Here is a 19873-nt window from a genome sequence, read left to right as displayed (position 1 = left end):
ATGACAAGCCGCGCGCAGGCGGCAACGGAATTAGCGCAATACCGAGGGCAGGGGCGGGGCGCGCGCGCCCAGCGGCACCCCAATGAGCGACACCTGTACAGGCGCGGGCGGCGCACGTGCCGCCAAGGGATGCGCCATGATGGCGGCCGCCGCTACCCGCAAAACGGGTGAAGACGGCAGGGCTATGGCGGTGAGCGCCATGCCCATGGGGCAGGTCGCGGCTTGGGCGGCATGACGCTCGTCAGGCGCGTTGTCTTGTTTGGACGGGCCTTGCACCCAGATCGGGCCGGCTGCCGAACATAGCTGGATCAGCGTGCCGCCTTGATGGGTGGCGGGCATGAAGCCCTGCGGCACAATCGCCTTTAACGCGAACAGCATCAACACCAGCCACAGGCCGGCGTTGCCGCGATGCAGGAAAGGAAAAGGGCTGCGCATGATCGGCGCCCATTCTAGAGCGTTTCGGCAGGCGCGTCGCCCCTTGCGCTAGACCGTGCGCGCGGCCCAGAACGCCGTGCGCACCGCGGGCGATGCGGCAATGCTGGCGGTGACGCGGTCCAGATCCAGCTCGTCAACCGAGGCCTCGCTGAGCGCGGCTTCAATCTCTACTTCGTTCTCGCCGAACTGATCGATCTTCAATTCCGACAGCGGCAGTTGCTCGGCTTCGAGCACGTCTTCCAGCACGGTCATCGCCGCCTGCCGGTGTTCGACGTTGGCAATCACATGAATCACGTTAGTGACTTCCGACGTCTGTGAATCCAGCGGCTGGCGGTTCACATAGCTGACCACGGGGCGCAGCAAGGTGTTGGCGGCCAGCACGAACGCGGTGGCGGCCACGGCTTCCAGCATCAAGGAAGCCCCGGCGCACGCGCCGATAGCGGCCGAGCCCCACAACGTTGCTGCAGTATTCAGGCCGCGTATGCTGCCGCCTTCGCGCATGATGGCGCCCGCGCCCAGAAAGCCCACGCCAGAGACCACATAGGAAATGACGCGGGCGCCGCCGTCATCGCCCGCCACCCGGAAGGCCAGGTCGACGAAGATGGCCGCGCCCACCGACACCAGCACATTGGTGCGCAGCCCGGCGGTGCGTTGACGGAACTGGCGTTCGAAGCCGACGATGGCCCCCAGCACGAACGCGGTCGTCAGGCTGACCAGGGTATTGGCCAGCGTCAGGTATTGGATGTTGTCGAAGTTTTTCATTGTTGTGTCCTGCTTTGTTCAGGCCTTCTTAGTCGGGCGTTCTTAGTTCGGCCCTTCGTGGTTCAGCCCTTCTTTGTTCGGGCATTCCTACGGCAGCCGCCAGATCGATTCCATGACCAGCCCCAGCCCAATCAGCCAGATCAGCACCAGCGCRAGCACGCGCGCCAGCAGCAAGACCTTGTACGGGTCTTTCATGACAGTCTCCTTGCAGAATGCGGCGCTCAGGCCGGCAGCACGGCAATCGAAGCGCCGGCGTCGCTTTCCCACTGCACGCGGCGCACGTCGGGGCTTTGGCCCAGGCGCAGCGCAACGGCATTGAGCAGCTTGCGCAGATGCGGCGGGCAGCGCAGGGTGACAACCGTTGAGGCCAATTGGTCGGATTCGCCGCGCGAGACGCGCACGGTCAGCACCGGAAGGTCTAGTGCTTGCAGCTCGAAGTACAACTGCTTGCGTAGTGCGGGCAGCACGGCGCTGAGGCTGACGATGGTGAATTGATAGACCGGCGTTGCGGCCGGCGCTTTGATGAATTGCTTGATGCGCATGTTCGTCTCCTTGAGGGGGGAGTACGGTGGAAGGTCCACAGGCATGCGCCGCCTGACCGGCAGAATGCGCGCGCAACAAGGCCCGCGTATCGCGTCGTCGGTAAGCTTTTGGGGGGAGAGGGGCAAAGAGCCCAAGTCCTGGCTGTTCGCAGGACTTAGCGGAAAGAGGGTTTCCGCGAATCCTGCGTCAAGCGGCGCTAGCAGTCGGTGTTCGACTACATCCGTCGTTGTCCACAGTGATCTCTAAGTGGTTGAAAGTGCCCGGAGTTTAACGCGCACCTAGGGTAAATACCAGGGAAAATTTCAGTGGTTTGTGAAGGGTCAGGCGGAGCTTCGTATCCGGCCCGCCTGACCCTTTCCGTTACTTCGGCTGCGGAGGCGGGCCGGCGTAGTACAGCGCCAGCGCTTCGATTTCGCTGTCGGTCAGGCGCTGCGAAAACGCACGCATGACGCCCACGTCGTCATTCTGGCGCGAGCCATTGCGAAAGGCGTTCATCTGGTCCGTGAAGTATTCCTTTGATTGGCCCGCCAGGCGCGGCAACAAGGGGCCTTCGCCCAGGCCACGCAGGCCGTGGCAGTTGGCGCATGCGGGTAGCGCACGGCTGCCATCGCCTTGCACGTCCAGCTTGCGGGCCGCTTCGCCGCCGAATTCGCCCACATGCATCGGCGGGCCGGCCAACGTGCCGTAATAGGCCGCGACCTGGCCAATTTCCTGTTCGGTGAGCCCGCGCGCGATGGTGTTCATCAAGGGTTGGACGCGCGTGCCGCTGCGGAAGTCGGCCAATTGCTTGGCCAGGTACTCGCTGCTTAAGCCCGCCAGATTCGGGAAGATGCCGCCGGTGGGCGTGATGCCCGCCGGGCCATGGCAGGCGATACAGGCTTGCACGCCAGCGCCGGGTTTGCCGTTGGCGGCCAGCTGCTTGCCCGCTTCCGGATCAGCGCCGCGCAGGAATCCTTCCCAGGCCGGGCGGGACGCACTGAAGTCCAGCGCGCTGCGTCCCGGCACAGGCGTGGGCGGTTTGAGTGCGGCGGTGGCGGGTGCTGGCGCAGGGGAGGTGGCCGGTGCTGGCGCCGATGCTTGTGCGGGCGCTGATGACGATGCTGGTGCAGGCGCAGGCGCAGGCGCTGAAGCCGAAGCTGATCCCGAAGCAGGTGCCGATGCCGGGGCCTGCGCTGGCGCCGTCGCGGGCGGCGCGGCAGCCGTTACCGCGGCTGCGCGGATCAAGCCGTCGCCGCCTGTGCCGATCATCTGGTGGGCGGTGGCAATCAGCGTCACCGCAGGCGGCGCCATGATCAGCAGGACGGCGATGGTAATGCCTTTGCGATGTTCGATCATGATTACACCAGCCGCCCCGGCGAACGCAGGTAGTCCGCCTTGATTTTTTCGACGATCCAGTAGGCGGTGGCGCCCACGGTGCCTGTCGGGTTGTAGCCCGAGTTCTGCGGGAACAGCGCCGCGCCCGTCACGAACACGTTGGGCACGTCCCAGCTTTGCCCGTAGCGGTTGACGACGCTGGTCTCGGGGTTGTCGCCCATGGCCGCGCCGCCGGTCAGGTGAGTCGACTGATACGCGGTCGCCGAGAACGGTTTCTTGCGCGGCCCGGGTTCGGTGCGCGCAATGCCCTTCATGGCGCGCCCGATTTCATCGCCCTTGTCGGTCAGGAACGCCGACATGCGGATGTCGTTGTCCGGAAAGTCATAGGTGACGCGCAGCAGCGGCAGGCCCCATGCATCCTTGTAGGTCGGGTCCAGGCTCAAGTAGCCGCCGCGCCAGGGCTGGGCGGAGCCGGTGATGGTGATGGAGGCCGAGTGGTTGTAGTAACGCTTGACCGCCTTCTTCCAGTCGGCGCCCCAGGTGGGCGTGCCTTTGGGGGTGGGGTGATAGCCAATCGGCGCGCCGCTCACGACCTGGATTTGCAGATAGCCGCCGCCCACGAACCCGTGCGGCCCGTGGTCGAAGTTGTCGGCGCTGAAATCGTCCATGGTGACGGCCACGGCGCCCGCGCCCATGAAGGGGTTGATGTTGACGGACTCATCAAAGAACAGGTTCACGCCGGACGTCGTCTGGTGCGTATAGTTGCGGCCGACGACGCCGGTGTCCGTCACGGGGTCATAGGGCTTGCCGATGCCCGACAGCAGCAGCAAGCGCACGTTGTTGATACCGAAGGCGCACAGCACCACGATCTCGGCGGGCTGAAAGACCTCTTCGCCTGCGGCATCCACATAGGTCACGCCACGCGCACGCTTCTTGTCCGGCGTGAGCTCCACGCGCAGCACATGCGCGCCGGTGCGTATTTCAAAGTTCTCCATCTTCATCGCTACCGGCAGGATGCACACCTGCGGCGAGGCTTTGGCGAAGTGTTCGCAGCCGAAGTTTGAACAGAAGCCGCAATACACACAGGCGCTCATGTGCAGGCCTTCGGTGTTCACGTAAGGCCGGGTACAGAGCGCTGACGGCTGCACATAGGGGTGATAGCCCAGCTTCTTCGCGGCCTCGCCGAAGAGCGCGGGCGCGTAAGGCACTTTCATGGGCGGGTTGGGGTAGGGCCGCGAACGCCAGGGCTCGAATGGGTTGCCGCCTTCCTGCTTCTGGCCCTTGATGTTGCCCGCTTGGCCAGACGCGCCGATCAGGTAGTCGTATCGGTCGAAGTAGGGTTCCAGCTCGTCATAGGTCAGCGGCCAGTCCTGACAGGTCAGTTCCTTGTCGAAGATCTTCGCACCGTAGCGTTCGGTGTAGTGGCTGCGAATGCGGAAGTCGGTAGGGTCGAAACGGTAATACGCGCCCGACCAGTGATTGCCCGCGCCGCCCAGATGCGTGCCGGGATACGCGAATTGCCAACGGCGCATGGGCAGCGCCTTTTGGTCGGTGGAATTGCGAAACGTGAAGGTCTCGGTGGCGGCGTCCTGGTGCAGCTCGTGTCGGCGCGTGTACTTCAACTCATCGTGCACGTTCGGGCCTTGGAAGTCGGGGGACGGCCAACGCGCCTGCCCGCGTTCCAGCACCACCACGCGCTGCTTGGCCGCCGCCAGCTCCTTGCCGATGATGGACCCGGTCCACCCGCCGCCGATGATCGCCACGTCCACCGCGGGTAAGGTCTTAGCCATGTCCGTCTCCCGGCTTCATGTTGTGGCTGACGGCATTGGCGATGGACACCGGTTTGCCGGCCCAGATGACGCCATGTCGTTCGATGTCGTTTGAGAACGAGGCGAACGCGCCGGGAAATCCCACCAGCTTCCAGCCGACCATGTCGGCGTTGCCGCCATAGAGCGGGTCCGAGAAGAAGCCTTCGATGGTGGCGTCCAGCAAGGCCTGGAAAAAGATATCGGACGGCAGCGGCGAAAAATCCGGTTTGCCGGCCTGCAAGTCATGAAGCCAGGCGTCTTGCCTGGCTTCATCGAGTTCTGCAAAGGGTTTGCCGTCTTGCTTGCGCGTGGCGGCGTCCAGGGCGGCCAGCCCGCGCCGGATCATCTCGGCGGGCGTGAACGACAACTGATAGCCCTGTTCCGGCGTGCCTTTTTCAAACGGACCCTGCCGGTAAAACTGGCTGCCCGCGCCCCAGGCGCCGGCCAGTTGGCCATCCAGGAAGTTGGTGACGCCGGCCTCTTTCGCGCCCGGGCCCAAGTCGTCGGCGGGGATCAGCCGGGCAGCAATGGCGTCCATCGCCAGCGCTTCCTGGGCATTGAAGAATTTGTAGGTGCGGTTGGCGGGGGAGGCGGCTGGCGGGCTCGCGCTATGCCCTGTTGCGGGTGGGGACTCGCCTGGAGCGCMGCGTGCTGTCACGGCCCATGCGGCGCCGGGTACACCCACCGCCAGCGCTTTGAGAAGTCCGCGCCGTCCTGCCAAGGGCTGATCGGCCGGCGCAGGGCTGATCGGGGATTCATTGTCCGGGGCTTGCTCGTCCATGCATCACTCCAGCATCGGGGCAGGCACGAAACTTGCCCCTTGTCGAAAGAGATACCGCATTACTTCGCTAATCCGTCGGCGCTTAGTTTGTCACTATTTACGTTTGGGAGACAACAATGAAAAGCCACAAACTGCTACTGCTATCCACATTACTGGCGGTGTTGCCTTGGCACGCCGCCAGCGCGCAGTCCCGCGAGGCAACGCTGGTTGCGCAAGCCGCACCGCCCACCATGCCAATGCCTACCGCAGACGAAAAGACTGCGCCCGCGAACGCCATTGGCAAGCCCGTCCCCGGCGCGCGGATGGATGACGGGAAGAAAATGCCATCGACGGAAGAAACGGATGCGCAGAACAAGGCTGGTTCCAGCCCCAGGCAGGATGACCCGGGCGCAGACACCCGCAGCCAGGGGCAGGGCAAACCGGGCGACAAACGCAGTGTGCCCGACGCAGGCAAGGCGCCCATGCCGGATGGAAAATCGACCACGCCTGGCGGTAAAACGGGCGCCCCGGACAACGCCGGCATGCCGGGTTCGGGCGCATCGTCGGGGTCAGGGGGCTCTGCCGATCCGCGCTAAGGTGGGGTTGCGCCGCCCGTGCAAGGAATTCGGATTCAGGTAATATTCAGCATCCTGTAAGAACGAGAGCACGGCGGTAATTTCGCGTGACGGCTGCCCCTGGCAGGCCTGCGATTGCCGCCCACTATGACCGAAGACCCTCCTCCTAGCAGGGTGCCCAGGCGCCCGACCACCTTCCGCTTTGCATACGCCGCCGGCTCCGCCCGGCGCGCCGATCCGGCCCGCGTCGTCGCAGCCACGCCTCAATTGGCGTGCCGCGCACCGCCGCAAGCGCCGCCGGGCATCCTCGCCCGCATCTCCCCGCTTGACCTCATACTCACCTTTCAGCAAGGCGGAGCCGCTGTGTGCGCGCGCCCCGAACCTGCGACTACTGCGGACTAACGATGATTTTCGACTGGATGAACGACCCCACCGCCTGGCTTGGCCTGGCGACGCTGGTCATTCTTGAAATTGTTCTGGGCATCGACAACCTGGTGTTCATCGCCATCCTGGCCGACAAGCTGCCGCCTGAACAGCGCAATCGCGCACGCCTGATCGGCCTGACGCTGGCGCTGGTGATGCGTCTGGGCCTGCTGGCCAGTATTGCGTGGGTGGTGACGCTGACCGCGCCGCTGTTCACCGTGTGGGGCGCGGAAATTTCCGGACGCGATCTGATCCTGATCCTGGGCGGCTTGTTCCTGCTGTTCAAGGGCACGATGGAACTGCACGAACGCGTGGAAGGCAGCGCCAGCCACGACGCTGGCCAAAAGCCGCAGCACGCCGTGTTCTGGCAGGTGATCTTGCAGATCGTGGTGCTGGACGCCGTGTTCTCGCTGGACTCCGTCATCACCGCGGTCGGCATGGTGCAAGACCTGAGCATCATGATGATTGCGGTCGTGGTGGCGATGGCCGTCATGATGGTGGCGAGCCGTCCCCTGATGGCGTTTGTGGGCCGCCACCCGACTGTGGTGATCTTGTGCCTGGGCTTGTTGCTGATGATCGGTTTCAGCCTGGTCGCCGAGGGCCTGGGCTTCCACGTGCCCAAGGGCTATCTGTATGCGGCCATTGGCTTCTCGATCTTGATCGAGCTGTGCAACCAGCTAGCCCGCCGTAATCGCGCCAAAGGCACGCACGCGCTGGGACGCCGCCAGCGCACGGCGCGCGCCGTGTTGCGCCTGTTGCACGCGGGGCGTGCCGGCCAGGCGGGCCAGCAAGCCGACGAAGTGGTCGCGCTGGTGGACAGCGCGGGCGACGAACCTGCGTTTGCGCCCGAGGAAAGCTCCATGATCGAACGCGTGCTGTCCGTCGGCACGCACGACGTGCGCTCCATCATGGTGCCGCGCGGGGACATGGTCTGGTTGGATGTGGCCGATACGCCTGACGTCATCGTGCGCAAATTCTCCAGCGGCCATTCGCGCTTGCCGCTCTGCGCGGGAGACGTGTCGAACGTGCTGGGCATATTGCATTTCAAGGACTTGCTGCCGCTCTTGCAGAACCCCGGCCCGATTGACCTGGTGGAAATGGCTCGCGAACCGCGCTATGTGCTGGAGACGACGCCGGTGCTAAGGGTGCTGGAAGAACTGCGCGCTTCCCGCGACCACATGCTGATTGTGGTGGACGAGCATGGCGTCTGCGAAGGCCTGGTCACGCCGATGGACGTGCTGACCGCGGTGGCGGGCGAACTGCCCGAACACAGCGAAGACCAGCCCGAAGCCTTGCAGTTGTCTGACGGTTCCTGGTTGCTGGAAGGGCGCTTGTCGGTAGGTGAGGCCGCGCGGCTGCTGAATACCCCGGCGCTGGCCGAAGACTATCCAGAGGACGCCACGCTGGCCGGTTGCCTGCTGCGTGCCGTGGGCCGCATTCCCGAGGCGGGTGACACCATCGCCCTGCGCGATTGGGGCTTTGAAGTCACGCGCCGCGATGGCTTGCGCATTGACCAGGTGCATGCGCGTTCGGTGTCGCAGGAAAATGCCCCCATGCGTTGATTATTTCCTTCCATAACGCCCACAGCGGAGCCACCTCAATAGGTGCCTCCGCTGTTTTTTTGCAACGTCAAAATGGGCAGTCGGGCCGTTTTCCATAGCGGATCGGCCGGGAATATCCGCCTTGACTCATCCCTTGGGGAAAGCAACACTCTGTGCGAATATTGCTTCAGATTTAACTCTTCTTATTTTCTTTATTAACAAATAAGAGAAGATTCCTAGTTCGACGGCGTGTCTTTGCATTTTGTTATCTCTGGTTTGGAGAGCACCGCATGGGCAGTACGAGGTCTCAGGCAAGGGAGTTAGGCAGAAGAGGAACTGGGTTGTGCTGGGTGATGACCTTGCGCAGCTTGCTGGCGGCCGCGGCGCTGGCCACGCTGGCGGCGTGCGCCAGCAAACCCGCGCCCATCCAGGATGAAGCGTTGCGCAGCGCGGCCAAAGAGGCATACCTGTATGCCTACCCGATGCTCTACAACTACAAGACGATGTCCGTGCAGGCCATCCGGCCCGGCGGCAAGGAGTACGTAGGCGGTTTCGGAAAATTCCGTCATTACTCCCAGCCGTACACGCCGGAAAATCGGGAGATTGTCACCCCCAACAACGACACGCCGTACTCCTGGGCCTGGCTCGATCTGCGCGCGCAGCCTTGGGTGTTGAGCCTGCCCGCCACGCCGAAAGACCGCTACAACGTCTTCCAGATGGTGGATATGTACACCTACAACTTCGCCTATGCGGGGGTGCGCGCGACCGGTTTTGGTGCAGGCAATTACCTGATCGCCGGGCCGCATTGGAAGGGGGATACGCCCAAAGGTATTACGAAGGTGCTGCGTTCGGAGACGGATTTCGTCGCCATCCTGGGCCGCACCAGTCTGAACGGCCCGTCCGACGAGAAGGCCGTGCAGGCCTTGCAAGCCAAGTACCAACTGCGCCCGCTCAATGTCTTTGCGCACCAACCCGCGCCGCCCGCTGCACCTGATGTGGACTGGCTGCCTTGGGACGAACAGCGCGCGACATCGGTCGACTTCATTGCCTATCTGAATCAGTTGCTGGCGTTCACGCAGCCGCAACCCGCTTCCGAGCAGGACATGATGCGGCGCTTTGCCCAGATCGGCATCGCACCGGGCAAACCGTTTGATGCGTCCAAGCTGGACCCGGTCACGCGCCAGGCGATCGAGGAGGGTGTTGCAGACGGCAAGGCCGCCTTGCTGCAGGCGGAAAAACAGACGCGGTCGTCCATCGGCTTGTTTGGATCGCGCGAGACGCTGGCGGGTGACTACACCAAGCGGGCGGTGGCCGCGGCGATGGGCATCTATGGCAATTCGTCGGAAGAGGCCGTCTATCTGGGATACGAAGAAGACGCGCAAGGGCAACCGCTGGACGGTTCCAAGTCGTACGTGATCCGGTTCGAGCCGGGCCAATTGCCGCCCGTGCAGTTCTTTTGGTCCATGACGATGTACGACTTGCCGGGCCGCCATCTGGTGGCGAACCCGATCAATCGCTACGCGATTGGTGACCGTACGCGCGGTTTGAAACGCGGCAAGGATGGTTCCTTGACGCTGTATGTGCAGCACGCCAACCCCGGCAAGGACAAGGAATCAAATTGGCTTCCCGCGCCGGAAGGCCGATTCAATATCGTGGCCCGCTTTTACGGCCCGAAACCCGCTGTCCTGGATGGCACATGGAAATTGCCCAAGGCCGAGCTGGCGCCTTGATGCGTAGGGGAAGGGGAAGCAATGAAGTCGAAAAACGCGCGCTCGAATTTGTGGCCAAAATCGGTCTGGCCCAAATCGGTCTGGCGTAACACATTGGTGCCGTCACTGGCCTTGGCGGCCCTAGGCGCATCCGGCGCGGCCCATGCCACCGAAGGCGCACTGGGCCGGCAGATCACCGGCACCAATGTGCAGCCCAACGCGGGCATCGTGTCGCCCGAGCCGATCTGGGCGGTGAACTTTGCCCAGATCTATCTGGACGGCACGGTCGGCGGCAGCCGTGAAGTGCCGGTCGGCGGCAGGACGTCGTTGGGCTTGGACGGGCAGGTTGCGTTCACGCTGGCCACCGTGCTCAAAACCTGGGACACCGGCCCCGGGCGCTGGAACTTTGCGTCCAGCTTCACCTTGCCGTACGTCTACACGAAAGTGGACTCCACATTGACTGGCCCCGGCGGCCGCGCCGTGGGGCAGACCGACAAAGCCTCGAACCTGTTCGATCTGTATTTTTCACCGATCATCGCGGGCTATCACTTTTCCGAAACGTCGCATATGGCGCTCAGCCTGAACGTGTGGGCGCCCACCGGCAAGTACAACGCCAAAGACATGGCCAACCCCAGCCTGAACAATTGGACGTTCATTCCGCAGGTGGCCTATACGAAGATCTTTCCAGAGTCTGGCTTTCAGCTGGATACGGTGGCGGGCGTGCAGTTCTTTACCCGGAACAACGCCACCGACTACCAGAATGCGCCCCTCTTCAGCATGGACGTGATGGGCCGCAAGATGTTCAGCAATGGCGTCAGTGTGGGGATGATTCTGGGCACCATTCAGCAGTTGGGCAGCGACACCGGCCCCACGGCCGACAGGCTCAACGGGTTCAAAGGCAGGGATTGGGCGCTGGGCCCGATCGTCACGTACGACACCAAGCTGGCCGACAAGCGTTCACTGTCTCTGGGCTTGCGCTGGGTGCCGACAATCAGCAGCACCAATCGCCTGGACAGCACCAGCACGTTCATGGGTACAGCCACGCTGGTGTTTTAGGGCGACCACGTCGATCAATGGACTGCCTGCAAGCCGGACAGCAGGCAGCGGTAATGACTTTGATATCGGATGGTGATTCAGATGACGGCAACGCAAACGAAACACAAGGCCCGCCTGGTTGGGGCATTGCTGCTGGGCGGCGTGGCGCTGGGCGTCGCGGCCAGCACGGCCTATTTGGTATTGGGCGACGATGGCCGCCCGGAAGCCGTGAAGGTGGTGCTGGGGGATGGCAAGAACGGCCCGCCCGGAATGGCATGGGTGCCGGCGCGTGAGTTCCTGATGGGCAGCAGCCACAAACTGGCGCAACCCAATGAGATGCCCGCTCACAAGGTATCGGTCAGCGGCTTCTGGATGGATGTGAACGACGTGACAAACGCGCAGTTTCGCCGGTTCGTCGAGGCCACTGGCTACGTCACCACGGCCGAGCAAAAGCCGAAATGGGAAGATTTGAAAGTGCAGCTGCCCCCGGGCACGCCGCGTCCGGATGACAGCCTGCTGGTGCCCGGCGCAATGGTGTTTGTCGGAACCGAGTCCGAGGTATCGCTGCGTGATTACTCGCGCTGGTGGCGTTATGTGGCGGGGGCCAACTGGCGCCATCCGCAAGGGCCGGCCAGCTCCATTGCCGGCAAGGACGATCACCCCGTCGTACAGGTGTCGTATGAAGACGCCCAGGCCTACGCGAAGTGGGCGGGCAAGCGTTTGCCGACCGAGACGGAATGGGAAATGGCGGCGCGCGGCGGCCTGGAACAAGCCACCTACGCGTGGGGCGAAGAGTTGCTGCCGCAGGGCAAGCCCATGGCGAATATCTGGGATACCCAGCAACAGCAGCCATTCCCCGTGGTCAAAGACGAAAAGGTGCAGGTGGGCACGATGCCCGTGGGCAGCTTTTCACCAAACGGATATGGCTTGTATGACATGGCCGGCAACGTCTGGCAGTGGACGTCAGACTGGTATCGCGCCGACGCCTTCAAGATTCAGGCGCAGTATCGCAAGCCGCCGGTTGACCCGGCCGGCCCGTCAGACAGCTTCGACCCGGATGACGGCATCGTGCCCGCCGGTGCGCCCAAGCGCGTCACGCGCGGCGGCTCGTTCCTGTGCAGCGATACCTATTGCATCAGCTACCGCACCAGCGCACGGCGCGGCACGGACCCGATGAACGGGATGTCGCACCTGGGCTTTCGCACGGTCATGACCACGCAGCAATGGAAACTGGCGCAGTCCAGCAAGCACGGCGTTGCGAGCCGATGACGCTGTCGCGTCGCAACGACGCAGGAACCACGCAAAGGAATAGGGCATGCCGATAGCCAACCGCGACAGCATCCTGGAACTGGAGCGTGCCATCGCCCAGTCCGTGTTGGGGCAGGACAGTGTGATTCGCGAGGTGTTGCTGGGCCTGTTGGCCGATGGCCATGTGCTGCTGGAAAGCCTGCCGGGCCTGGCCAAGACCCGCACGGTCAAGGCGCTGGCCGCGCATCTGGCGGCGGACATGAGCCGCATCCAATTCACGCCGGATTTGCTGCCGTCCGACATCACCGGCGCGGAAGTCTTGCAGCAGGATGCACAGGGGAACAGCCGCATCCAGTTCCAGCAGGGTCCGTTGTTCGGCAATTTGATTCTGGCCGACGAAATCAATCGTGCGCCCGCCAAGGTGCAGGCGGCCTTGCTGGAAGCGATGGAAGAGCGGCAGATCACCGTGGCGGGCACCACGCACCGCATGCCTCCGCTGTTCATGGTGCTGGCCACGCAGAACCCGATCGAACAAGAGGGCACGTATCCCTTGCCGGAAGCGCAGATGGACCGCTTCGTCATGAAGATTGTGTTGGACTACCCCGACGCTGCCAGCGAAATCCGCATGCTGTCGCTGCTGCGCGGGGAATCGCAACAGAGCGGGGCGCCCGCTGATGCGCGCCTGCCGCAGGAAACGCTCTTTGCGTGCCGCGCCGAGATCAACCAGGTGCATGTGTCTGACACCTTGGACCGCTACCTGGTCGACCTGGTCAACGCCACGCGCCACCCCGCGGATTACGATGCCGATCTGGCGCGCTGGATTCAGGTGGGCGCAAGCCCGCGCGGCGCCATTGCGCTGGACAAGGTGGCGCGCGCCCACGCGTGGCTGGCGGGGCAGGACTATACGTCGCCCGATGACGTGCGCACCGCAGCCAAGCCCGTGCTGCGGCATCGGCTGCACCTGTCATACGACGCGGTGGCGGATGGGGTGACGGCCGATCAGGTCATCGGAAAATTGCTCGATGTTGTGGCAATTCCCGTGTGAGCGCACCCATGCCCACCGCCACGCCCGCGCCCGACGTCCATGTTCGTATTCCGGACCTGATGGCGTTGGAACCGGCGGCGCGCGGTTTGCGCTTTTCCAGCCGGCAGCCCATCAACAGCATCCTGGCGGGCCAGCATGGGTCACGGCTGCGCGGACGCGGGCTGGACTTCGAAGAGCTGCGCCGCTATCTGCCGGGCGACGACTTGCGCCAACTGGACTGGCGGGCGTCGCAGCGTTTGGGCAAGCCCTACATACGCACCTATAGCGAAGAGCGCGACCGCCCGATGCTGGTGCTGGTCGACCAGCGCATGGGCATGCACTTTGGCTCGGTGCGCAGCTTCAAATCGGTGGTGGCGGCAAGGCTGGCGGCCATGTCGGCGTGGATGGGGTATCAGGCGGGTGACCGGGTCGGCGGCCTGGTGTTCAGCGACGACGGCATCGACGCGATTCGCCCCTTGCGCAGCCGCGAACGTATCCAGGCCTTATTCGCGGCTATCGTCCGGCGCAACCAGGCGTTGCGCGCAGATGCCCCGGATGTGGATGCGGCCGGCCGCTTGAACCAGGCGCTTGAGGGCGCGCTGGCCCAGGCGCCGCACGACAACCTGATCTGCCTGATCAGCGACTTTGCCGGCGCCAATGACAAGACCTTGCGGCTGCTTCGCACCCTTGCCGCGCACAACGACGTGATTGCGACGCTGGTCTACGATCCCTTGGCGGTGCACATGCCGTTGCGCGGCCGCTTGGTGGTGACGCAAGGCGAGTTGCAGGTTGAGGTGGCGGCCGACAAGCGGCAGGTGCATCAGCCCTTGTCGGACTTCTTCACGGGCCGGCTGCGCGACGTGGCGGAACTGCTGCGCCGCAGCCATGTGCCGCTGCTGTCTATCGACACCGCCGACGACACCTTGACGCAATTGCGCCGCGAACTGGGCCGCGAAGCCGGCGCAGGGAGGCGCGCATGACCGTAAGCGCCGACGACGCATTGCCCTCGGTGGACCAGCTAGTGCAACTGCCGTTGTCCGCGCCGGTCAGCTATTGGCCGCAAACCTGGGGCTGGCTGGTGGTGCTGGCCGCGGCGCTACTGCTGGGCGGCTGGCTCACATGGCGCGCCGTACGTAAGCATCAGCGCAACGCCTACCGCCGTGCGGGCTTGCAGCGCCTGGAAGCGCTGCGCCAGGCGGCGCAGGCTGATACGCTGGCGGCGCGTGAATTACCCATTTTGCTCAAACGGGTCGGCCTGTCGTCGGTGCCAGAGGGCGAACGCGCGCGAGTTGGAGCCTTGACGGGCGAGGCCTGGCTGGCCTTTATGACGCGCAATGGCGGCGCGTTCACGCCGGATACCGAGGCGCTGCTGCGGGTGCTGGCCTACGCGCCGCCCGACGCGGTGCGCGCCATTCCGCCCGCGCGCTTGCAATCCTTGTTCGCCGCCAGCCGGCAGTGGATGGAGCGGCATCATGTGGCGGCTTGACTATCCCTGGCTGCTGATCCTGCTGCCGCTGGGGTGGCTGGCGTACCGCTATCTGCCCGCCTATGTGCAGCGGCGTGGGGCCTTGCGCATTCCATTTTTTGAATCCGTCGCGCGGACGATAGGGCAGTCTCCCCAGCGCCCCGGGGTGCGGCGCGACGGCTGGCAACTGGCGCTGAACGTTCTGGTCTGGGCCTTGCTGGTGTTGGCGTTGGCGCGCCCGGAACGCGTTGAGCCGCCGCTGGAACACCGGCAGCCGGTGCGCGACCTGATGCTGGCGCTGGACATTTCCCAGTCGATGGAAACGCAGGATTTCGTTGACCCGTCGGGACAGCGCAAGGACCGCCTGAGTGGCGTCAAGGCCGTGGTGGCCGATTTCATCGCGCGCCGCAAGGACGACCGGCTGGGCCTGATCGTGTTCGGCACCGCCGCGTATCCGCAAGCGCCGCTGACGCAAGACCACGCCACCCTGAGCCTGCTGCTGGACCAGGTGACGACCGGCATGGCGGGGCCAAACACCGCCATCGGTGATGCAATCGGGGTGGCCATCAAGCAGCTTGAACAAGCCAAAGAACGCGACAAGGTGCTGATTTTGCTGACGGACGGCAACGATACCGGCAGCGCCGTGCCGCCCGACCGCGCGGCGTCGATGGCGGCTGACCGGCACATCACCGTCCACACGATCGGGATTGGCAACCCGCAGGCGCAGGGGGAAGACAAGGTGGATTTCGCCGCGCTGGAACGGATCGCCAAGGCCACGGGCGGGCGCTTCTTTTCGGCGCAGGATCAGGCGTCCCTGCAACAGGTGTACGCCACGCTGGACCAAATTACGCCGCACGAGGTGCGCGAGCTGCGCCATCAACCCAAGCAGGACTTTTTCTGGATTCCGCTGGGTCTGGCGGTGCTGTTGCTGGCGGTGTGGCACATGGGCGCCAGCCTGCGCGCGCGCTGGGCAGCCAGATCGGCCAGCTCGGCAGACGGGGCAGACACCGCAGGCGGGGCTGGCGGAGTAGGTGGAGCAGACAGAGCACGCGGTGCTGGCGGTGCAGCAGCCAAGGAGGACGCGTGGACGTCGACCTGAGCGCCTTCCATTTTCTGCGCCCCTGGTGGCTGCTGGCGGTGCCGCTGGCGTTGCTGTTGCTTTGGCTGGGCCGGGCGCAAGGCGGACGCGTGGGTTGGGGCAGCACGATTGCCCCTGCCTTGTTGCCGTACCTGATCGTGAACGCACCGGGCAGCCGGGGGCCGCGCCCGATCCATGCCGTGGCGGCGCTATTGATGCTGGGCGGCATTGCGGCTGCCGGCCCGACGTGGCAGCAAGACCTGCCGCCGTTTCTCGACAACCAGGCGCCGCTGATCGTGGCCGTGGATTTATCGCCATCGATGGATGCGGCAGACGTGCCGCCCAGCCGCTTGCAGGCGGCCAAGCACAAGCTGCATGACCTGCTGGCGCGCCGCGCGGGCGCCAAGACGGGGCTGATTGCGTACGCGGGCTCCGCGCATCTGGTGCTGCCGCCCACGGACGACCCAAGTCTTGTCGACCTGTTCATCCAGTCCTTATCCACCGAACTGATCGCCGCGCCGGGCAAGGACGCCGTTGGCGCCATCAACGTGGCCGCCTCGGTATTGAAATCCACGCAGGCGGGCGGCACGGTGTTGCTGGTGACAGACGGCGCGGACACCAGCCAGTTGCCGCAGGTGGAGCAACTGGCCAAAGCGGCCGACTTCCAGATACTGGTTCTGGCCGCCGGGGCGTCGGATGGCGGCGTGCTGCGCGACGCCCGGGGCCAGCCGCGTATGGACAAGGACGGCAAGCCCGTGCTGGGCACGTTCGACGCCGTCGCCATCAAGCAACTGGCCGACGCCGCCCGCGCACCGCTGGGCAGCCTGACCTTGAATGATGACGACCTGGATTGGGTGACGCTGCACGCGCAACGGCATTTCCAGGACGTGCAGAACGCGGGGCAGGCGGTGCACTGGAAGGACGTGGGCTACTGGCTGTGCTGGCCGCTCGCCATCCTGGCGCTGCTGTGCCTGCGGCGCGGCTGGAACGTCAACTGGCTGGCTGGGCTGATGCTGGCGAGTCTGGCGGGCTTGTATGCGCCCAATACTTACGCAAACCCCAACGCGAGCGCCAACGCCAGCACCAACCCTGTCGCCAGCGCCATCGCCAACGCCTTCTTCACGCCCGACCAGCAAGGCCGCTGGGCCTACGAGCACCACGATTACACGCGCGCCGCCGCCCAGTTCCAGGACCCGTACTGGAAGGGCCGCGCCGCCTATGACGCGGGCGACTACTCATTGGCCTTGGCGGCGTTTGCCCGGCTGGACACGGCCGAGGCGAACTTCTATTTAGGCAATACCCAGGCTCGGCTGCGCCACTATGACGACGCGCTTGCCGCATATGACCGCGCCTTGCGTCAGCGCGCGGACTTTCCGGAAGCCAAGAAGAACCGCGAGCTTGTCGCCAAACTGCAAGCCGCCATCGAGGCCGAGCAAGAAGACGACAACAACGATCAAAAGCCCGACGATGTGGCCCGCGACAACAAAAAGGGCGCGGGCAAGATGACGCAGGTCGAGGTGGCCAAGGCGTCGTCCGATGATGTCTGGCTGCGCAACCTGAGTTTGTCGCCCGCCGGGTTCCTGAAGCAGAAGTTCGCGATTGAAGACGCGCGCAGGGGCGCGTCCGTTCCCACGGGAGCGCGTCCATGACGTTGACGCTCAGGCTGCGAATGCTAATGGGGGTGCTGGCGCTGATCGCGCTCGGCTCGTTCGCGCAAGCCCAACCCCAAACTCAAGCTCAAGCGCAAACCCAAACCCAGCCTGCCGACCCCGGCCCACAACTCCGCGCAACGGCACGCATGGCCACCGACAAACCGTTGACGGTGGGCGGTACCGCCACCTTGCAAGTTGATGTGCTGACGTCCACCTGGTTTACCCAGCCGCCAGAACTGCCACCGCTGAACATCCCCGGCGCCATGGTGACGGGCCCCACCGGCGACGCCACCCTGATCCGCGACACCATCGACGGTGTGCCCTACAGCGGATTGCGCTTTGCGTACCTGATCAGCCCGACGACGGCGGGCGCGCTGCAAGTGCCCGCCATGTCGATCCGCGCCCAGGTTGGCCAGGCCAAAGCGCCGCTAAGCACGCAGACACAACCGCTTGATGTACAGGCTTCTGGCCCGCCGGCGGGCGCGGCGGGTTCGGGTCATCTGCTGGCGGCAACGGCTGTGCAACTGACCCAGCAGATTCAGTATTCCGCGCAACCGCCTTCGGTGGGTGACCACATCAGCCGTGTCATCACCGTGCAGGCGCAAGGCGCGCAGGCCATGCTGATTCCACCGCCTGCCAGCCCCGATGTGCCGGGCCTGAAGGCGTACCGCTCAGAACCCGTGCTGACGCAGTTGTCGGATAGCCGCGGCGGATTTCTGGGCGGACAACGGGTCGACCGGATCGACTACGTGGTTGAACGCGCCGGCGCCTATGCGTTGCCCGACGTCGAACTGCCGTGGTGGAACCTGACCACGAACAAGGCGGATCGCGCCGTGTTGCCCGAACAACGGTTCGAGGCCAAGGCTGGAGCCGCGTACCAGACGCCATTTTCAATCCAGCAAGACCTGCGTGATCTTGGCCGGCAGGTGCAGGTTCGCATCCCCGGCGGCTGGCTGCTGGTGGCCGCTGTGTTGATCGTCGTGGCGCTAGCGGTCTGGCTTGGCCGGCCAAGCTGGCGCCGCATCACAGGGTGGACACGCGAACGCGCGCTGGCTTTACGCGCCCGTTGGCAGGCGTCGGAACCGTATGCCGCCCGCGCCATGCGCAAAGAACTGGCCCAGCCTCATGGACGCTTGAACGCGCTGTATCACTGGCTGCGCTTGAGCCGCCGCTCGGTCTCTATCGCTGACGCCACGGCGAGCCTGCCGCCGGGTCTGCGCAACGGCGGCGCCGCGGCGATGCGCGATTGCTACGGCGCCACGCCGAACCCCGCCCGAGGGCTCCAGGCTTTGCGCCAAACCACACCGCGCTGGCGAAAGGCGTTTCGTGCCGACGTTGCCCAGGCGCGCCAAGAAGACTTGTTACCGCTGAATCCCCGCAAGATCGACCGCCACTCCGGAGAGCACCGATGACCTTGACCCTGCGCACCGCACAACGCCTGTTCGCCATGCTGGCGCTGCTGTTTCTGGCCGGCATGGTTCACGCCCAGACGCCACTGCCGTCCTGGAACGATGGGCCGTCACGGCAAGCCATCGTGGAGTTCGTGGCGGCGGTCACGAAAGAGGGCGGGGCGGATTACGTCGCGCCGGCCGACCGCATCGCCGTCTTCGACAACGACGGCACGTTGTGGAGCGAACAGCCGTTTTACTTCGAACTGATATTCGCGCTGGACGAACTCAAGCTTATGGCGCCCAAGCACCCGGAATGGTCGCAAGAGCAGCCGTATAAGGCAGCGCTTGAAGGCGACCACAAGACGTTGGCCGAGTCCGGCATGCACGGCCTGATGAAAATCGTCGGCGTAACGCACACCAACATGACAACCCAGGCCTTCTCGGACGAGGTCAAACAATGGGTCAAGACCGCGCAGCACCCGCGCTTCAAGCAGCCCTACACCAGCTTGACCTTCGCACCGATGCGCGAACTGCTCGATTATCTGCGCAGCAACGGCTTCAAAACCTATATCGTGTCAGGCGGCGAAGTGGAGTTCATGCGCGCCTGGGCGCAGGATGTCTACGGCATCCCGCCCGAGCAGGTAATCGGCACCACTGTTGTCACCGAATATCAAATGCAGGACGGCAAGCCCGTGCTGATGCGCACGCCCAAGCTGGACTACAACGACGACGGCCCGGGCAAACCGGTGTCTATCAACAAGTTCATCGGCCGCCAGCCCATCTTCGCCTTTGGCAATTCGGACGGCGACCTGCAAATGCTGCAATGGACGATGGCCGGGCCGGGCAAGCGCTTTGCCGGTCTGGTGCATCACACCGACGCCAAGCGCGAATGGGCGTACGACCGCGAGTCAAAAATCGGCAAACTGGACAAGGCCTTGGACGAGGCCAATAGCAAGGGCTGGGTCGTTGTGGACATGGCACGCGAATGGAAACGCGTCTACGCGTTTGAAATGCCAAGATAAATTGGGAAACCAGAAGGCCAGGCCGACGCCAGCACGGCGCCGGGCAACACGCTAGAGGAACAGCGGCATGCGGATGGGGACGGCAGCA

At 64.5% G+C, this 19873-nt stretch carries 18 protein-coding genes; 12 read left to right on the top strand and 6 right to left on the bottom strand.

Annotation, left to right across the window (positions count from 1 at the left end; translation table 11 throughout):
• Positions 1 to 30 precede the first annotated feature (30 nt).
• The 6 genes from AC1DB0_RS28270 to AC1DB0_RS28245 all read right to left on the bottom strand — a co-directional run bounded on the left by AC1DB0_RS28270 (position 31) and on the right by AC1DB0_RS28245 (position 5643).
• Positions 31 to 435, bottom strand: coding sequence for a DUF2946 family protein (locus AC1DB0_RS28270; protein ID WP_476758434.1), 405 nt, complete (start codon positions 433 to 435; stop codon positions 31 to 33).
• Between the two features lie 48 nt (positions 436 to 483).
• Positions 484 to 1197: an MgtC/SapB family protein gene (locus AC1DB0_RS28265; protein ID WP_054422153.1), complete on the bottom strand. Its 714-nt coding sequence runs from the start codon at positions 1195 to 1197 to the stop codon at positions 484 to 486.
• A gap of 221 nt (positions 1198 to 1418) precedes the next feature.
• On the bottom strand, positions 1419 to 1739 hold the full coding sequence (locus AC1DB0_RS28260; RefSeq protein WP_054422154.1) for a hypothetical protein: 321 nt from the start codon (positions 1737 to 1739) through the stop codon (positions 1419 to 1421).
• 361 nt (positions 1740 to 2100) lie between these two features.
• Positions 2101 to 3075, bottom strand: coding sequence for a c-type cytochrome (locus AC1DB0_RS28255; RefSeq protein ID WP_476758433.1), 975 nt, complete (start codon positions 3073 to 3075; stop codon positions 2101 to 2103).
• A gap of 2 nt (positions 3076 to 3077) precedes the next feature.
• On the bottom strand, positions 3078 to 4844 hold the full coding sequence (locus AC1DB0_RS28250; RefSeq protein ID WP_175168937.1) for a GMC family oxidoreductase: 1767 nt from the start codon (positions 4842 to 4844) through the stop codon (positions 3078 to 3080).
• On the bottom strand, positions 4837 to 5643 hold the full coding sequence (locus tag AC1DB0_RS28245; protein WP_476758801.1) for a gluconate 2-dehydrogenase subunit 3 family protein: 807 nt from the start codon (positions 5641 to 5643) through the stop codon (positions 4837 to 4839). Before AC1DB0_RS28245 ends, AC1DB0_RS28250 begins: the two co-directional genes overlap by 8 nt.
• Before the next feature lie 116 nt (positions 5644 to 5759).
• Here AC1DB0_RS28245 and AC1DB0_RS28240 point away from each other — a divergent pair, with 116 nt between their 5' ends.
• The 12 genes from AC1DB0_RS28240 to AC1DB0_RS28185 all read left to right on the top strand — a co-directional run bounded on the left by AC1DB0_RS28240 (position 5760) and on the right by AC1DB0_RS28185 (position 19785).
• The gene (locus AC1DB0_RS28240; RefSeq protein ID WP_175168936.1) at positions 5760 to 6218 is read left to right on the top strand and encodes a hypothetical protein; all 459 of its coding nucleotides are present in this window, start codon (positions 5760 to 5762) and stop codon (positions 6216 to 6218) included.
• Between the two features lie 383 nt (positions 6219 to 6601).
• Positions 6602 to 8182 carry a TerC family protein gene (locus AC1DB0_RS28235; RefSeq protein WP_175168935.1) on the top strand — a complete coding sequence of 527 codons (1581 nt, stop codon included), beginning with the start codon at positions 6602 to 6604 and terminating at the stop codon, positions 8180 to 8182.
• Between the two features lie 332 nt (positions 8183 to 8514).
• On the top strand, positions 8515 to 9891 hold the full coding sequence (locus AC1DB0_RS28230) for a DUF1254 domain-containing protein (RefSeq protein ID WP_476758431.1): 1377 nt from the start codon (positions 8515 to 8517) through the stop codon (positions 9889 to 9891).
• A 21-nt stretch (positions 9892 to 9912) separates the two neighbouring features.
• Positions 9913 to 10926: a SphA family protein gene (locus AC1DB0_RS28225; RefSeq protein ID WP_245636283.1), complete on the top strand. Its 1014-nt coding sequence runs from the start codon at positions 9913 to 9915 to the stop codon at positions 10924 to 10926.
• An 81-nt stretch (positions 10927 to 11007) separates the two neighbouring features.
• Positions 11008 to 12174, top strand: coding sequence for a formylglycine-generating enzyme family protein (locus AC1DB0_RS28220; protein WP_082387000.1), 1167 nt, complete (start codon positions 11008 to 11010; stop codon positions 12172 to 12174).
• 52 nt (positions 12175 to 12226) lie between these two features.
• Positions 12227 to 13198: an AAA family ATPase gene (locus AC1DB0_RS28215; RefSeq protein ID WP_175169507.1), complete on the top strand. Its 972-nt coding sequence runs from the start codon at positions 12227 to 12229 to the stop codon at positions 13196 to 13198.
• Between the two features lie 8 nt (positions 13199 to 13206).
• Positions 13207 to 14157 (top strand): DUF58 domain-containing protein, encoded by a 951-nt coding sequence (locus AC1DB0_RS28210; RefSeq protein ID WP_346553381.1) that lies wholly within the window; start codon positions 13207 to 13209, stop codon positions 14155 to 14157.
• Entirely contained in the window at positions 14154 to 14663 is a 510-nt protein-coding gene (locus tag AC1DB0_RS28205; RefSeq protein ID WP_476758430.1) for a DUF4381 domain-containing protein, read from the top strand. Before AC1DB0_RS28210 ends, AC1DB0_RS28205 begins: the two co-directional genes overlap by 4 nt.
• A complete protein-coding gene (locus AC1DB0_RS28200) occupies positions 14650 to 15741 on the top strand; it encodes a vWA domain-containing protein (RefSeq protein WP_476758429.1) in 1092 nt (363 codons plus the stop codon). Before AC1DB0_RS28205 ends, AC1DB0_RS28200 begins: the two co-directional genes overlap by 14 nt.
• Complete coding sequence (locus AC1DB0_RS28195; RefSeq protein ID WP_476758428.1) at positions 15726 to 17369, top strand: vWA domain-containing protein; 1644 nt, start codon at positions 15726 to 15728, stop codon at positions 17367 to 17369. The genes AC1DB0_RS28200 and AC1DB0_RS28195 overlap by 16 nt, the downstream gene beginning before the upstream one ends.
• The gene (locus AC1DB0_RS28190; RefSeq protein WP_476758427.1) at positions 17366 to 18784 is read left to right on the top strand and encodes a BatD family protein; all 1419 of its coding nucleotides are present in this window, start codon (positions 17366 to 17368) and stop codon (positions 18782 to 18784) included. Before AC1DB0_RS28195 ends, AC1DB0_RS28190 begins: the two co-directional genes overlap by 4 nt.
• Positions 18781 to 19785 (top strand): HAD family hydrolase, encoded by a 1005-nt coding sequence (locus AC1DB0_RS28185; RefSeq protein WP_476758426.1) that lies wholly within the window; start codon positions 18781 to 18783, stop codon positions 19783 to 19785. The genes AC1DB0_RS28190 and AC1DB0_RS28185 overlap by 4 nt, the downstream gene beginning before the upstream one ends.
• Positions 19786 to 19873: the final 88 nt, after the last annotated feature.

This window comes from Achromobacter sp. 10T422 (assembly GCF_056394065.1).
The sequence above is the reverse complement of the archived record's forward strand: the minus strand, read 5'-3'. Positions and strand labels throughout refer to the sequence as shown.

Coding starts and splice junctions, on each gene's coding strand:
- AC1DB0_RS28270 (WP_476758434.1), bottom strand. CDS start 435: ATGCGCAGCCCTTTTCCTTTCCTGCATCGCGGCAACGCCGGCCTGTGG.
- AC1DB0_RS28265 (WP_054422153.1), bottom strand. CDS start 1,197: ATGAAAAACTTCGACAACATCCAATACCTGACGCTGGCCAATACCCTG.
- AC1DB0_RS28260 (WP_054422154.1), bottom strand. CDS start 1,739: ATGCGCATCAAGCAATTCATCAAAGCGCCGGCCGCAACGCCGGTCTAT.
- AC1DB0_RS28255 (WP_476758433.1), bottom strand. CDS start 3,075: ATGATCGAACATCGCAAAGGCATTACCATCGCCGTCCTGCTGATCATG.
- AC1DB0_RS28250 (WP_175168937.1), bottom strand. CDS start 4,844: ATGGCTAAGACCTTACCCGCGGTGGACGTGGCGATCATCGGCGGCGGG.
- AC1DB0_RS28240 (WP_175168936.1), top strand. CDS start 5,760: ATGAAAAGCCACAAACTGCTACTGCTATCCACATTACTGGCGGTGTTG.
- AC1DB0_RS28235 (WP_175168935.1), top strand. CDS start 6,602: ATGATTTTCGACTGGATGAACGACCCCACCGCCTGGCTTGGCCTGGCG.
- AC1DB0_RS28230 (WP_476758431.1), top strand. CDS start 8,515: ATGACCTTGCGCAGCTTGCTGGCGGCCGCGGCGCTGGCCACGCTGGCG.
- AC1DB0_RS28225 (WP_245636283.1), top strand. CDS start 9,913: ATGAAGTCGAAAAACGCGCGCTCGAATTTGTGGCCAAAATCGGTCTGG.
- AC1DB0_RS28220 (WP_082387000.1), top strand. CDS start 11,008: ATGACGGCAACGCAAACGAAACACAAGGCCCGCCTGGTTGGGGCATTG.
- AC1DB0_RS28210 (WP_346553381.1), top strand. CDS start 13,207: ATGCCCACCGCCACGCCCGCGCCCGACGTCCATGTTCGTATTCCGGAC.
- AC1DB0_RS28205 (WP_476758430.1), top strand. CDS start 14,154: ATGACCGTAAGCGCCGACGACGCATTGCCCTCGGTGGACCAGCTAGTG.
- AC1DB0_RS28200 (WP_476758429.1), top strand. CDS start 14,650: ATGTGGCGGCTTGACTATCCCTGGCTGCTGATCCTGCTGCCGCTGGGG.
- AC1DB0_RS28190 (WP_476758427.1), top strand. CDS start 17,366: ATGACGTTGACGCTCAGGCTGCGAATGCTAATGGGGGTGCTGGCGCTG.
- AC1DB0_RS28185 (WP_476758426.1), top strand. CDS start 18,781: ATGACCTTGACCCTGCGCACCGCACAACGCCTGTTCGCCATGCTGGCG.